12 protein-coding genes and 2 tRNA genes are annotated in these 13,244 nt (G+C 60.8%); 9 read left to right on the top strand and 5 right to left on the bottom strand.

Annotated features, from left to right (window positions below; translation table 11 throughout):
• Nucleotides 1–132: 132 nt before the first annotated feature.
• The gene (locus I2I01_RS12890) at nt 133–873 is read left to right on the top strand and encodes a metal-dependent hydrolase (RefSeq protein ID WP_196286890.1); all 741 of its coding nucleotides are present in this window, start codon (nt 133–135) and stop codon (nt 871–873) included.
• A gap of 397 nt (nt 874–1,270) precedes the next feature.
• The gene (locus tag I2I01_RS12885) at nt 1,271–2,278 is read left to right on the top strand and encodes an NYN domain-containing protein (RefSeq protein ID WP_196286889.1); all 1,008 of its coding nucleotides are present in this window, start codon (nt 1,271–1,273) and stop codon (nt 2,276–2,278) included.
• A gap of 205 nt (nt 2,279–2,483) precedes the next feature.
• Here the strand turns inward: I2I01_RS12885 and I2I01_RS12880 are convergent, their stop codons facing one another.
• Complete coding sequence (locus tag I2I01_RS12880) at nt 2,484–2,963, bottom strand: PaaI family thioesterase (RefSeq protein ID WP_211537944.1); 480 nt, start codon at nt 2,961–2,963, stop codon at nt 2,484–2,486.
• 122 nt (nt 2,964–3,085) lie between these two features.
• On the opposite strand from I2I01_RS12880, the gene I2I01_RS12875 reads away from it, so the two are divergent.
• A complete protein-coding gene (locus I2I01_RS12875; protein ID WP_196286888.1) occupies nt 3,086–3,328 on the top strand; it encodes a DUF962 domain-containing protein in 243 nt (80 codons plus the stop codon).
• Nucleotides 3,329–3,432: 104 nt separating this feature from the next.
• On the opposite strand, the gene I2I01_RS12870 is transcribed toward I2I01_RS12875, so the two are convergent.
• Nucleotides 3,433–3,894, bottom strand: a complete 462-nt coding sequence (locus I2I01_RS12870; protein ID WP_196286887.1) for a GNAT family N-acetyltransferase — start codon at nt 3,892–3,894, stop codon at nt 3,433–3,435.
• 103 nt (nt 3,895–3,997) lie between these two features.
• On the opposite strand from I2I01_RS12870, the gene I2I01_RS12865 reads away from it, so the two are divergent.
• Complete coding sequence (locus tag I2I01_RS12865) at nt 3,998–4,489, top strand: YajQ family cyclic di-GMP-binding protein (protein WP_196286886.1); 492 nt, start codon at nt 3,998–4,000, stop codon at nt 4,487–4,489.
• Between the two features lie 157 nt (nt 4,490–4,646).
• Entirely contained in the window at nt 4,647–5,417 is a 771-nt protein-coding gene (locus I2I01_RS12860) for a TerC family protein (RefSeq protein ID WP_317196892.1), read from the top strand.
• On the opposite strand, the gene I2I01_RS12855 is transcribed toward I2I01_RS12860, so the two are convergent.
• The 3 genes from I2I01_RS12855 to I2I01_RS12845 are packed head-to-tail and all read right to left on the bottom strand — an operon-like array spanning nt 5,414 to nt 7,220.
• The gene (locus I2I01_RS12855; protein WP_196286885.1) at nt 5,414–6,208 is read right to left on the bottom strand and encodes a J domain-containing protein; all 795 of its coding nucleotides are present in this window, start codon (nt 6,206–6,208) and stop codon (nt 5,414–5,416) included. The genes I2I01_RS12860 and I2I01_RS12855 overlap by 4 nt on opposite strands.
• A gap of 26 nt (nt 6,209–6,234) precedes the next feature.
• The gene (locus tag I2I01_RS12850; RefSeq protein ID WP_196286884.1) at nt 6,235–6,645 is read right to left on the bottom strand and encodes a hypothetical protein; all 411 of its coding nucleotides are present in this window, start codon (nt 6,643–6,645) and stop codon (nt 6,235–6,237) included.
• Between the two features lie 41 nt (nt 6,646–6,686).
• Nucleotides 6,687–7,220 (bottom strand): RNA methyltransferase, encoded by a 534-nt coding sequence (locus tag I2I01_RS12845; RefSeq protein ID WP_196286883.1) that lies wholly within the window; start codon nt 7,218–7,220, stop codon nt 6,687–6,689.
• Nucleotides 7,221–7,471: 251 nt separating this feature from the next.
• Between I2I01_RS12845 and mutS the strand changes: the two genes are divergently transcribed.
• From mutS to galB, 4 genes are all read left to right on the top strand, one after another.
• On the top strand, nt 7,472–10,159 hold the full coding sequence (gene mutS / locus I2I01_RS12840) for a DNA mismatch repair protein MutS (RefSeq protein WP_196287579.1): 2,688 nt from the start codon (nt 7,472–7,474) through the stop codon (nt 10,157–10,159).
• Between the two features lie 131 nt (nt 10,160–10,290).
• Nucleotides 10,291–10,366 (top strand) — tRNA-Gly (locus I2I01_RS12835).
• Nucleotides 10,367–10,452: 86 nt separating this feature from the next.
• Nucleotides 10,453–10,535: transfer RNA gene (locus I2I01_RS12830), tRNA-Leu, on the top strand.
• Between the two features lie 190 nt (nt 10,536–10,725).
• Entirely contained in the window at nt 10,726–13,200 is a 2,475-nt protein-coding gene (gene galB / locus I2I01_RS12825) for a beta-galactosidase GalB (RefSeq protein WP_196286882.1), read from the top strand.
• Nucleotides 13,201–13,244: the final 44 nt, after the last annotated feature.

Raw genomic sequence — 13,244 nt, 5'->3', positions numbered from 1 at the left:
GTCGCCTGTCACCCTGAGCGCCGCGAAGGACCTTCTCATGTCAGAACAAGTGTCGTTCAAGCGTGAGAAGGTCCTTCACGGCGCTCAGGATGACAAACGTTAAACTGACGACAAATAACTGATAACTAAAATATGCGCGGTTCTTCCCACCTGGCCATCGGCCTCATCACCGGCGTGGCCATTGCGGGGCTGGTGCCGGGCCTGCCATTTTCGGTGCCCGGCATCGCTTTGGCCGGCTTTTCCAGCCTGGCCCCCGACCTCGACCACCCCGAAAGCCGCCTCAGCAAGCGCCTTGGCTTCACCCAGAATTACGTACGCTGGGCCTTCGCTGCCGGCGCGCTGGCCATTGCCGCCTACGCTTATTTCCAGTTGAGAGCGGGCGCCGAGCAGCGGCTCTACTACACCGTGGCGCTGGCGTTTGGGCTGCTGGGGGTAGGCATGCAGGGCGGCTCGGCCCGGCGGCTGGCGCTGCTGTTTACCGGGCTGGCCACGGTGGTGGCCGGACTTTACACCGAACAATTGTGGCTGAGTTTGCTGGGAACGTTTGTGGCGCTGGCGCCCTTCACCGCGCACCGTTCCTGGACGCACACCATCTGGGCCACGGCCCTCTGGACCTACATCGGCCACCTTGCCAACCAGCACCTCGGCTGGCACGGCGTGGCCCTGTTTGCCGGCAGCGGCTATGCTTCGCATTTGATAGCCGATACCCTCACCAAAGCGGGCGTGCGGTGGTTTTTGCCGCTTTGGGACCACTCGTTCAAGATTCCGCTCATCAGCACGGGTTCGGCCTCGGGCAACATGCTGGAGGTGGCCATTTGCGCAGGCTACGGGCTGCTGGTGCTGGGCCTGGTGGTGGGCCGCATGGGGTTTTAGTGGAGTGCCAACTGTTGAGTAGTCCGGCATTTAGCGCATGCTGGGCCGCCGCGCGGTTTCGTCCTAATTAACTTACTGTTGCATAAATGGCCGCCGCCCGTTAGCTTCGCAGCAGATATACCGACATATTACGGTCGTATTGAGCCGAAGACGTGCTATTATCCAGCGTTTTCGGAGCTTGCGCCCACGTCTCATTCCTCTACGATACAATAATTTTAACTCCTCCGGCCGCCGGCCATTATCCTACTTCCGGCCCCACTACCGACCCTTACTATCCCTGGCTGCTACCACCCACGACGGCACTTCGGCACCGTGGCAGTGTCAGCCGTTCTGCTTCATTCCTAACACCTTGTCCCACTCATAACGCTTTTTCTAACTTTACCCCATTCCATTACGCATGAACCAGATGAACAGCCCCTTGATTCGGGTTGGTGTCTTTTATGACGGCAACTATTTCTTAAAAATCAGCGACTATTATTATTTCCAACACGAGCGCAAGGCCCGAATCAGCCTTGAAGGGCTGCACGAATACATCCGCCACCAGGTAGCCGAAGAAGAAGACGTGGACGTGCGCCTGGCGCAAATCACCGACGCCCACTTTTTCCGCGGCCGCCTCTCCGCCACCGAAGCCCGCGACAAGGACCGCCTGTTCCACGACCGCCTGCTCGACGACATCCTGATGAACCTGGGCGTGCAAACACACTACATGGCCCTGAAAACCCGCGACGGCCGCCTGCAGGAAAAAGGCATCGACGTGTGGCTGAGCCTCGAAGCCCTCGAACTGGCCCTGCACAAAACCCTCGATGTGGTGGTGCTCATCGCCGGCGATAGCGACTACGTGCCCCTCATCCGCAAGCTCAACACCGTGGGCACCCGCGTGATGCTGCTGAACTGGGACTTCAAATACGAGGACTTCAAGGGCGAAACCCGCGTGACGCGCGCCTCGCAGCAGCTGCTGGAGCAGGTGACTTACCCCGTGGCCATGCACGACGTCATCGACCGCGGCCTGCAGCAGCAGGACGAAGTGGTAGAAGCCCTGTTTGTGAACCAGACCGAGCCCGCCGCCTTCGCCCCCAGCACCGCCGCCGCGCCCAAGCCCGTGCGCCCCACCGGCCCCACCGCCGCCGGACCCGTGGGTACGCTGGGCATGAGCACCATCAAAAACCTGAAAAACGGCTTCGGCTTCGTGGTGATGCCACCGAACAACCTGTTCTTCAGCTACGCCGACCTGACCGAGGGTGACTTCAACGACCTGCGCGAAGGCGACTGGGTAGAATTCACCGTGGGCCGCAACCACCGCGACGAGGATTGCGCCCGCAACGTGCGCAAAGTGCCCGCCCCGCAAATGGCCGACGGCGACGACGAGTACGAGCCCGTAAGCATGCACGCTTCGGCGGAGCTGTAAGGAGGTAAGCACGAGGCGGAACTGTCATTGCGAGCGTAGCGAAGCAATCCGTCCCCTCAGCATCAGACATGCCCTTTTACCAGGAAGCCCCGGTACCGCAATGGTACCGGGGCTTTTTAATTGACTTAACCACAACTCAAGGCTAGTCGCGGTTGAGAGGACGGATTGCCACGGCCTGCGCCCTCGCAATGACAGGCGCCACACGCTACATCACCAGCTTCGCAAAGTCACGCTTGTTGGCCGGGTAGCGGTTGAAGGTGCCCAGGCCGCGCGCCACGGCCACGTCTTCCTGCCCGTTCTGCACGCGGTAGATGACGCAGCTGCTCACTACCAGTGAGTTGCCGGCATGGTCGACTGTGCCGAGTGCCACCAGCTCATCGTGCAAATGCACGGCGTGCAGGTAATTCATCTTGAATTCGACGGTCGACACAAACTCCAGCTTGGTGAAAGCCAGCGTGAGGGCCGCGGCGCCCAAGGCGGCGTCCATGAGGCCGGCCAGCACGCCGCCGTGGCAGGTGTTGGGGGAAGAGAGGTGCTCTTCGCACACGGTCATGCGGTACTCGGCGCGGCCGGGCTCGGGCACGGTAAGAGCCATACCGTTGGCGCGGCCGTAGTGGTTCATTTGGTTATAAGCAGCCACCATAGTGGCCAATTCCGGCACTGGTGATGGGATGAGTTCAGACACGAGGCTTTATGGAAAAGTGAGTTGGCGGCAGCAAGTTTGAGCAAAATACGTTTAGATGGAAAATCAGTGTTGCCTTTGGCTAACTCTGAAATTGCCATTCCAGCCATCCAGCTCCTTTTGCCATGTCTGCGTTGCCCCTCACGTTTGCTGAATTTTACCCACGCTACTTGCGCGAGCACAGCCGGCGCGGCACCCGCGTGCTGCATTTCATAGGCACCTCGCTGTTTTTGCTTTGCCTGGTAATGCTATGCATCAGTGGCAACTGGCAGTGGCTGGTGGCGGGCATCGTGGCGGCCTATGGGTTGGCCTGGGTGGGACACTTCTTCGTGGAGCACAACCGGCCGGCCACCTTCCAGCATCCATGATATTCGCTACTGGGCGATTTCAAATTGTACGCTGATTTGTGGCGCGGCCGGGAAAAGTTTGGGGATAAGTAGTGTAAGCGTCAGCTCTGAGCGTTCACGCCGCTTTACAGCTGCTTTTGCATCAAAAAGTGCGGAATGACGCCGAACAGCAGATGCGAGGGCTCCACCACCGCGTAGCCCAGCTTTTCATAAAAGCCTACGGCCGCCTCGCGCGAGTGCAGCACTACTTCTGCCAGCCCTGCCGCGCGGGCCTGCGCTTCCAGATACGCCACTACCTCACGCCCCAGGCCCTGGCCTGCCGCCTCGGGCGCCACGGCCATGAAGCGGATTTGCCCTTGCCCATTGCCGGTAGGTTGCAACATGCCCACGGCTAGCGCAACGGGCGGTTCGGCTGTCTCGTCGGCCAGCAACAGGGCGTGCACGGTGCCAGGCTCGTCGTCGGCCGGAACGCGCTCCGAGCCGGGGGGCTGCTGCCAGGGCTGGCGCAGCACGGCGTAGCGCAAAGCGTAATAGGCGGCCCACTCGGCGGGGGTGCGCGGCGGGCGAACGGGGAGGGTGGAAGTCATGAGGAAAGAATGAAGAAGAGCGCAACCCCGGCCGGTGCCGGGCGTTACCTTTACGCCCCGGCTGCGACCGGTTTCTCTTCCCAAAACTACTTCTCTTCCCGCTATGGCCTCCTTCGATATCGTCAGCAAAGTGGACCCGCAAACCCTGGAAAACGCGGTGAACACTGCCATCAAAGAACTTGCCACCCGCTACGACCTGCGCGACACCAAAGGCGGCATCGAGCTCAACAAAAAGGAAAATACCATCCTGCTGTCGTCCGAAAATTCCATGCGCATCAAGGCCTTGGAAGACATCCTGCTGGGCCGCGTGGTGAAGCAGGGCATCGACGGCACCAGCCTCGACTTCACGGCCGAGGAGCAGCCCAGCGGCCAGCTTATCAAGAAAACCATCAAGGTGCGCGCCGGCGTCGACAAGGAGTACGGCCGCAAAATCATCAAGGCCATCAAAGACGCCAAGGTGAAGGTGGAAGCCCAGATGCAGGACGACCAGGTGCGTGTCACGTCCAAGAAAATCGACGATTTGCAGGCCGCCATCGCCGTGCTGCGCAAGGCCGATATCGGCCTGCCCTTGCAGTTCGTGAACATGAAATCCTAGAGAAATGGAGTAGCTGTCATCCTGAGCGCAGCGAAGGACCTTATCACCGCTGGCTGGTTTTGTGGTAATAAAAACGACCCAGGCGCGATAAGGTCCTTCGCTGCGCTCAGGATGACAGCTGCTTCACCATTCATTTCAAATATCTACTTCAAAACCAGTGTACGATTTCGGAGCCTTTGCCCACGCCGCCACCTGGGTTAGTTTGCTGACCCTCACGTTCATGGAAATCGTGTTGGGCATCGACAACATCATTTTCATTTCTATTGTCGTCAACCGATTGCCCAAGGAGCAGCAGGCGCGGGGGCGTACCATCGGCCTGCTGATGGCGCTGCTGTTCCGCATCGGCCTGTTGCTGAGCATCTCCTGGATTGTGAGCCTACGCAATCCGCTGTTCAACCTGCCCGAGTTCCCTTGGCTCGACCAGCCCTTCGGCGTAACCGGGCGCGACCTGATTCTGCTGGCCGGCGGCTTGTTTTTGATGTACAAGAGCACCACCGAAATTCACACCAAGCTGCAGGGCGAGGAAGAAGATGAAACGGCCGGCAAAGGCCAGGCCTCGATGCTGAACGTGATTCTGCAAATCATCGTCATCGACATCGTGTTCAGCTTCGACTCCATCCTCACCGCCGTGGGCCTCGTCGACAACGTGCTGGTGATGATTGCGGCCGTGATTTGCGCCATGGGCATCATGCTCACGTTCAGTGGCGCCGTGGCCAACTTCGTGAACAACAACCCCACCATCAAGATGCTGGCGCTGTCGTTCCTCATCATGATTGGCTTCATGCTGGTGATGGAAGCGGCTCACAAGGAAATTGAGAAAGGCTACCTCTACTTCGCCATGGCTTTCTCGCTGATTGTGGAGCTGCTGAACCTGCGTCTGCGCAAAAAAGCTAAACCCGTGCAGCTGCGCGATTCGCAGTACGACTAAGGCAGGGCCTGGAAAAGCTGGAGCAGCGTAGCAGCCAGAAAAACAACGTTGGCCATGCTGGCGACGAGGCGTTGGTCGGCACTGAGCATTGGTGCCAGGCCGGCCAACGCGCTGATGAGCAACCCTACCCAAAAGATGACCCTGGGCCCCGAGTACATGGAGCTGCAGCCGATCGACGGCTCGGCGGCACTGAAACGGACCGAAAGGGCCGTGCCCCGCATGGGCGTGCGCCGCACAAGCACTTGGGTGCCAATGGGCATTTCCGCATCGACGGAAAAAACGCCCTGCTGCGTCCAGTAACTGGTGCTATTGCTGGCGTCGTAGCGGCGGGAATGAAAGAGATATTGCGCATCAACTACCGCCTCGGGGTGCTCGGTGGCCAGTGCTAAGTCGGCCATCACGCCCAGGCCCAGCACCAGCGAAACCAGCAGCAGCGGCCGGGCCAGCCGGAGCGCCCGGGCGTATTCGGCCGCGTAGGGGGCCGCGGCGGGGGCCGGAGGGCGTGGGGTGGGCCGGGTCCGCCGCGCACGTCTGGCTGCGTCGCGGGCTCGGCCTGATGCCGGTGCCGCCGACGAAGAAGCTGTTGGTTGATGCAACTCCCCGTCGTACTGCGCCCGGCGGCCGGGGGCACTCAGTACCTCGTAGGCGGTATTCACGGCCAGGTAGCGCGCATGAGCGGCTGGGTCCGGTGTGCGGTCGGGATGGGTCAGCAACACCAGCCGCCGGTAAGCGTGCCGGATATCGGCGGCGGAGGCGTTTTCAGGCAATTCCAGGGCCTCGTAGTGCGTCATGAACCGCTAAGTAACGGCTCGGTTGCTCAAGCCGCCAAAGCCGCCACTGAGTCGGCTTGGTCGAGCACGCGGCGCAGGGTCATTTCCAGCAGTCGTCGGTTCAACTCGGAGCGGTGCTGGCGGTAGTAGGCATATTCGTCGGTGGTGAACTGGCCGGAAATCAGGCCCGCCACCGTGTAGCGCAGCTTGGTGTTGCGGGTCAGCAATTCGGTGAGCTGGTGGTGCTGGTCGGTGGGGCGCAGGGCGATGTGATGGTCGCACACAAAATCGGCTACCACGGCCAGCAGCAGGTCGTTTTGCAGCTTGAGCACCGGGCGTAAGGTAGCGTGCAGGAAGGCGCCCACGCTACCCTCGGCGTCGGTGGCTTCGGTAGGCACGTGGGGGCGCAAAGCCTTTAGGGCGTCGTTGGGGCGAAGGTTCTGAGCAGGGGAGAGCATGCCCGAAAAACGCGGCGTCGCGTCAAGGGTTGTGGCGGCCCTTACACCACGCCCAGCTTCACCAGTGCATCCCAGAGCACCACGCCGGCGGCCACGCCCACGTTGAGCGAATGCTTGGTGCCAAACTGCGGGATTTCCACGGCCATATCGCACAGGGCCAGCACGGCATCTTCTACCCCGAAAACCTCATTGCCCAACACCAGTGCCAGTGGCCGGCCGACTTCGGGCCGAAACTGCGGCAGCAGCACGCTGCCGGTGGTTTGCTCCACGGCTGCTATTTGGTAGCCGGCAGCTCGGAGGGCGGCCACGGCTGTGACAGTTTCGGCGGCATATTCCCAGGCCATGGATTCCTCGCTGCCCAGCGCGGTTTTGGTGATTTCGCGGTGCGGCGGGCGCGGGGTGTAACCGCAGAGGACGATTTTTTCCAGCGCGAAGGCATCCGCCGTGCGAAAAATGGCGCCCACGTTGTGCATGCTGCGCACGTTGTCGAGCACCAAAACCACGGGGCTTTTGGGCGTACTTTTGAAATCGTCCACCGAGGCCCGGTTCAGCTCGGCCATTGTGAGTTTTCGCATGGAAATAGCGCGAACTTTGCGGTTCGCTTTGTCGGTTTAAAATAGGGTGGCCTGCTGGTTTGACGTGTTGCGTCAGGCCACGTCCGCAGCTTTGGGAACGGCCGCCCTTTCCTTGTTCACATCAAAAATGCTGCGGCCTGCAAAGGTCGCGCGCCGTTGCCTTGCCTGCACCCAAAAAAGAATTCGTCATCAAGTCCGTCGGCCCCGACCACTTCACCACGCCCATTCCGGCCGTGAGCGAAACGCCGCTGATGAAGCAGTATTACCAGCTCAAGCAACAGCACCCGGGCGCGGTGCTGCTGTTCCGGGTGGGCGATTTTTACGAAACTTTCGGCGAGGACGCCGTTACGGCCGCCCGCATTCTCGACATCACGCTCACCAAGCGCGGCGCGGGCAGCAGCAGCGAAGTGGCCCTGGCCGGCTTTCCGCACCACTCGCTCGACAACTACCTGCCCAAGCTGGTGCGCGCCGGCCAGCGCGTGGCCATCTGCGACCAACTCGAGAACCCCAAGGAAGCCAAGGGCCTCGTCAAGCGCGGCATCACCGAACTGGTGACGCCCGGCGTGAGCATGCACGACAACGTGCTTGAGCGCCGCTCCAATAATTACCTCGCTGCCATTCACTTCGGCAAGCAGGAGGCTGGCATTTCCTTCCTCGACATCAGCACCGGTGAGTTCCTAGCCGCCCAGGGCACGCTCGATTACCTGGGCAAGCTGATGCAGAATTTCAGCCCCGCCGAGGTGCTGTTCTGCAAGAAAAGCCGTTCGGATTTTGAGTTGCATTTCGGCCCCGACTATTGCACCTACGCGCTCGACGATTGGGTTTTCGGGGCCGACTACGCCCACGACACCCTCACGCGCCACTTCCGCACCACCTCGCTCAAAGGCTTTGGGGTTGATAACCTGAAAGAAGGCGTCATCGCGGCCGGTTGCATCCTGCACTACCTCGCCGAAACCAAGCACACCGATATCCAGCACATCGCCAGCCTCGGCCGTTTAGAGGAGGACAAGTACGTGTGGCTTGACCGCTTTACGGTGCGCAACCTTGAGCTGGTGCAAGCCCAGCACCCCGGCGGCGTGCCCCTCATCGACGTGCTCGACCAAACCCTGACGCCCATGGGCGCCCGCCTGCTGCGCAAGTGGATAGTGCTGCCCCTCAAGGAAGTAAGCCAGATTCAGCGCCGCCTCGATACCGTGGCTGCCTTGGTGGCCGACGAAGAATTGCTTGGCGACCTCACCCAGCACCTGCGCCAGATAAACGACCTGGAGCGCCTGATTTCCAAAGTAGCCGTGCGCCGCGTGAACCCACGAGAGCTGCTGCAGTTGGCCCGCGCCCTCGAAGCCGTGGCGCCCATGCGCGAGCGGCTGGCCGCCTCCGGCGTGAAGGCCCTCGTGAAGCTGGCCGACCAGCTCAACCCCTGCACCACCCTGCGCCAGGAAATCCTGACCAAAATTAAGCCCGACGCGCCCATCCTCACCAACCAGGGCGGCGTGCTGAACAGCGGCATCGATGCCGAGCTGGACGAGCTGCGGGCGCTGGCTTTCTCGGGCAAGGATTTTCTATTGCAGCTCCAGATGCGGGAGCAGCGCAACACCGGCATCTCGTCGCTGAAAGTGGCTTATAACAAGGTGTTTGGCTACTACCTCGAAGTGACCAACGCCCATAAGGACAAGGTGCCGGCCGAGTGGATTCGCAAGCAAACGCTGGTGAACGCCGAGCGCTACGTGACCGAGGAGTTGAAAAGCTACGAGGAAAAAATCCTCAACGCTGAGGAAAAGCTGTTCGTCATCGAGCAGAAAATCTACAACGACCTCGTGCTGGCGGCCCTCGATTTCGTGCCCCAGATTCAGCAAAACGCCCGCGCCATTGGTGTCACGGACTGCCTGGCCAGCTTTGCGCTCACGGCGCGGCAGCAGCGCTACGTGCAACCCGTGGTGAACGACGGCACCCTGCTCGACATCAAAGCCGGCCGCCACCCCGTCATCGAGCGCCAGCTGCCGCCCGGCGAAAGTTACATCCCCAACGACATCTGCCTCGACCAAGACGAGCAGCAGATTGTGGTGATAACCGGTCCCAACATGGCCGGTAAGTCTGCGCTGCTGCGCCAGACTGCCCTCATCGTGCTGTTGGCCCAGATTGGCTCCTTCGTGCCTGCCGACGCGGCCACCGTGGGCATCATCGACAAGATTTTTACCCGCGTGGGCGCTTCCGACAACCTGAGCAAGGGCGAAAGCACCTTCATGGTGGAAATGACCGAAACCGCCTCCATCCTGAACAACCTCTCCGACCGCAGCCTCGTGTTGATGGACGAAATCGGCCGTGGCACCAGCACCTACGACGGCATCAGCATTGCCTGGGCCATTGTGGAGCACCTGCACAACAATCCCAAAGCCAAGGCCAAAACCCTCTTCGCCACCCACTACCACGAGCTTAACCAGCTGGCCGACGACTGCGCCCGCGTGCGCAACTACAACGTGGCCGTGAAGGAAGCCGACGGCCGGGTGCTCTTCCTGCGCAAGCTGCAGCCCGGCGGCTCAGAGCACAGCTTCGGCATCCACGTGGCGCGCTTGGCCGGCATGCCCACCTCGGTGGTGCTGCGAGCCAACGAAATCATGCACCACCTCGAAGTGGAGCGCACCAGCGCGGGGGCTGATGATAATGCAGCTACCGAGTTTGACGATGTGCTGGCGGGCATTGAGTCTGGCAACGGGCGAACCGGCATCGCGGTGCCGCCTGCCCGGCAGCCGGCCACGCCGCAGCCTCGCGCCACGGCAGCCGTGGCTACCGCACCCCGCGCCCAGCTCAGCATCTTCGAGCCCTCTGACCCGGCGCTGGAGCGCATCCGCGAACTGCTGCAGCACCTCGATGTGAACACGCTCACGCCCATTGAGGCGCTAATGAAGTTGAACGAGCTAAAGCTGACGTTAGGAAAAGGTTAAATTTTTCGGCCTGAAAATGAAGCGGAAAGGCTTTTGGAGCGAAAATTTCCACGCCGGGTACTTGCTTCTCCAAAAAATGCCCCTACCTTTGTCGCACCATTCAGCACAAGGCCACTTGTTCTGAACCTCAAGCGAGAGTAGCTCAGTTGGTAGAGCGCGACCTTGCCAAGGTCGAGGTCGCGAGTTCGAACCTCGTCTCCCGCTCCAAAAAAACGCCGCCTTCGGGTGGCGTTTTTGTTTTTAGCCCTGCTCCATATCAAGGTTTAGGGTTAATTTTGGCGAATGCCAGCCATGCCGGAGTGGTGGAATGGTATACACGAGGGACTTAAAATCCCTTGCCTTCACGGGCTTACGGGTTCGAGTCCCGTCTCCGGTACTTGCAAAAAGACCTTCACTGCATTGCAGTGAAGGTCTTTTTTATTGTCATTACAACGCCGTTTAAGCTTAGCGCCCAACGGCATTGAAGATTACACAAACGGTTGTCTTGCCGCTTCCCTTCAGCCAACGGACCTTTGCCGGTGTGGGTGAACAAGTGTTTTACTCGGTTTTACTTTATCAAAAATCGCATGAGGGCATCATTTAACCGCTGGGCTTTGGGCGGACTGGCCACCGTTGTTCTTTCATCAACGGCCCTGCTGGCGGCAGGCCAAACGCGGCAGGAGTATTTGCTGACCACGGATTGGAAATTTGCCAAAGGCGAGCAGCCCGACGCGGCCAAGTCCGATTTCAAAGACGCGGGCTGGCAGACGGTGCGCGTGCCGCACGATTGGGCCATCTACGGGCCTTTCGATGGCAACAACGACCTGCAAACCGTCAAGATTGAGCAGAACCAGGAGCAGAAAGCCACGCAGAAAGCCGGGCGCACGGGCGGCCTGCCGTTTATTGGCACGGGCTGGTACCGGCGGCGGCTGGCGGTGCCGGGCTTCAAGGCCGGGCAGCGGGCGGTGCTGCTGTTCGATGGGGCCATGAGCGACGCGCACGTGTTCGTGAATGGCAAAGAGGTGGGCAACTGGCCCTACGGCTATAACTCGTTTTCCTTTGATATAACTTCGTACCTAAAAGCCAGCGGTGACAATACGTTGGCTGTGCGCTTGCGCAACCAGCCGGAGGCCTCGCGCTGGTACCCTGGCTCCGGCCTCTACCGCAATGTGCACCTCATCGTGACCGACGATGTGCACATCCCCGTGTGGGGCACTTACCTCACCACGCCCGACATTACGGCCCAGACTGCTACCGTGAAGCTGCGCACCCAGGTGGCGGCGGGCAGCACGCGCCCGGCGCTGCGCCTGGTGACGGAAATCAAGGACGCGGCGGGCAAGGTGGTGGCCACCTCCACCAGCAACCTGGCGGCTGCGGGCGCGCCGGAGTTTGAGCAAACCTTGCAGGTGCCGCAGCCGAAACTATGGTCGCCGGAGACGCCGGTGCTGTATACGGCTTCGTCGAAGCTGTATGCGAGGCAGGCTTTGAAGGACACCTACACCACACGCTTTGGGATTCGCTCGTTTAAGTTTGAAGCGGGCAAAGGCTTCTCGTTGAATGGACAGCCGCGCAAGTTTAAGGGCGTGTGCAACCACCACGATTTGGGCCCGCTGGGCGCGGCCATCAATACCGCCGCTTTGCGCCGGCAGTTGGCCTTGCTGAAAGACATGGGCTGCGACGCCATCCGGACCTCGCACAACATGCCGGCGCCGGAGCTGGTACAGCTGTGCGACGAAATGGGCTTTATGATGATGGTGGAGGCCTTTGACGAGTGGAAGGCGCCGAAGGTGAAAAACGGTTACAGCCAGTATTTTGACCAGTGGTCGGAAAAAGACCTGGTGAACATGGTGCACCGCGACCGCAACAGCCCGTCGGTGATAATGTGGAGCATCGGTAACGAGGTGCCCGACCAGAGCAACGCCAACGGCCCCGTCATCGCCAAGCGCTTGCAGGACATTGTGCACCGCGAAGACCCCACGCGCCCCGTGGCCGCGGGCATGGACCGGTTTGATGACGACTTCAAGTACGGCATGGCGCCCGTGATTGAGATTCCAGGCTTCAACTACAAGCCCCACCGCTACGCTGAGGCGCTGGCCAAGCTGCCGCAGGGCTTCCTGCTGGGCTCCGAAACCGCTTCCACCATCAGCTCGCGGGGCGTGTATAAGTTTCCGGTGGTGCGGGCCAAGCAGAAGCAGTACGACGACAACCAGTGTTCGTCGTACGACCTGGAGGCCTGCGTGTGGTCGCAAACGCCCGACGAGGAGTTTGTGAAGCAGGATGACATGCTTAATGTGCTGGGCGAGTTTGTGTGGACCGGCTTCGACTACCTGGGCGAACCCACGCCCTACGACGAGAAGTGGCCCTCGCACAGCTCCATGTTCGGCATTCTGGACCTGGCCGGTATACCAAAAGACCGGTACTACCTCTACCGTGCCAAGTGGAAACCTACCGCGCCCACCCTGCACCTGCTGCCCCACTGGACCTGGCCCGGCCGCGAAGGCCAGACCACGCCCGTGTTCTGCTACACCAACTACCACTCGGCCGAGCTGTTTGTGAACGGCGTGAGCCAGGGTCGCCAAATCAAAGGACCGTCTGACCAGCCCCAGACGCGTTACCGCCTGATGTGGAACGACGTGAAATACGCGCCCGGCAACATCAAAGTGGTGGCCTACGATGCCCAGGGCAAAGCCGTGGCCGAAGAAACCGTACGCACTGCCGGCAAGCCGCACCACCTCAAACTGGTGGCCGACCACCCCGCGCTGAAAGCCGACGGCCAGGACCTGGCCTACGTGACCGTGCGCGTAGAAGACGCCCAGGGCAACCTCTGCCCCGATGCCGCCGACGCGCTGCAAATGAGCGTGAGTGGCGCCGGCCGCTTCCGCGCCGTGGCCAACGGCGACCCCACCAGCCTGGAACTCTTCCACCAGCCGCAGATGCATGCCTTCCACGGTCAGTTGGTAGCCATTGTGCAGGCTTCGGACAAGGCTGGCGACGTGCAATTGAAAGTGACAGGCGCGGGCTTGCAAGCCGGTACCTTGCAGCTGAAAGTGGGGTCGAAGTAGAACTCGTCTTATAACAAAAAAGCCGGCTGCTTAGCAAGCAGTCG

It is taken from the genome of Hymenobacter properus (assembly GCF_015694735.1).
GTDB classification, from domain to species: domain Bacteria; phylum Bacteroidota; class Bacteroidia; order Cytophagales; family Hymenobacteraceae; genus Hymenobacter; species Hymenobacter properus.
The sequence above is the reverse complement of the archived record's forward strand: the minus strand, read 5'-3'. Positions and strand labels throughout refer to the sequence as shown.

What these genes read in the sequence shown, in the direction of transcription:
- I2I01_RS12855 (WP_196286885.1), bottom strand. Translation starts at nt 6,208, where the DNA reads ATGACGCACTACGAGGCCCTGGAATTGCCTGAAAACGCCTCCGCCGCC.
- mutS (WP_196287579.1), top strand. Translation starts at nt 7,472, where the DNA reads ATGAAGCAGTATTACCAGCTCAAGCAACAGCACCCGGGCGCGGTGCTG.
- I2I01_RS12875 (WP_196286888.1), top strand. Translation starts at nt 3,086, where the DNA reads ATGTCTGCGTTGCCCCTCACGTTTGCTGAATTTTACCCACGCTACTTG.
- galB (WP_196286882.1), top strand. Translation starts at nt 10,726, where the DNA reads ATGAGGGCATCATTTAACCGCTGGGCTTTGGGCGGACTGGCCACCGTT.
- I2I01_RS12885 (WP_196286889.1), top strand. Translation starts at nt 1,271, where the DNA reads ATGAACCAGATGAACAGCCCCTTGATTCGGGTTGGTGTCTTTTATGAC.
- I2I01_RS12890 (WP_196286890.1), top strand. Translation starts at nt 133, where the DNA reads ATGCGCGGTTCTTCCCACCTGGCCATCGGCCTCATCACCGGCGTGGCC.
- I2I01_RS12850 (WP_196286884.1), bottom strand. Translation starts at nt 6,645, where the DNA reads ATGCTCTCCCCTGCTCAGAACCTTCGCCCCAACGACGCCCTAAAGGCT.
- I2I01_RS12865 (WP_196286886.1), top strand. Translation starts at nt 3,998, where the DNA reads ATGGCCTCCTTCGATATCGTCAGCAAAGTGGACCCGCAAACCCTGGAA.
- I2I01_RS12845 (WP_196286883.1), bottom strand. Translation starts at nt 7,220, where the DNA reads ATGCGAAAACTCACAATGGCCGAGCTGAACCGGGCCTCGGTGGACGAT.
- I2I01_RS12870 (WP_196286887.1), bottom strand. Translation starts at nt 3,894, where the DNA reads ATGACTTCCACCCTCCCCGTTCGCCCGCCGCGCACCCCCGCCGAGTGG.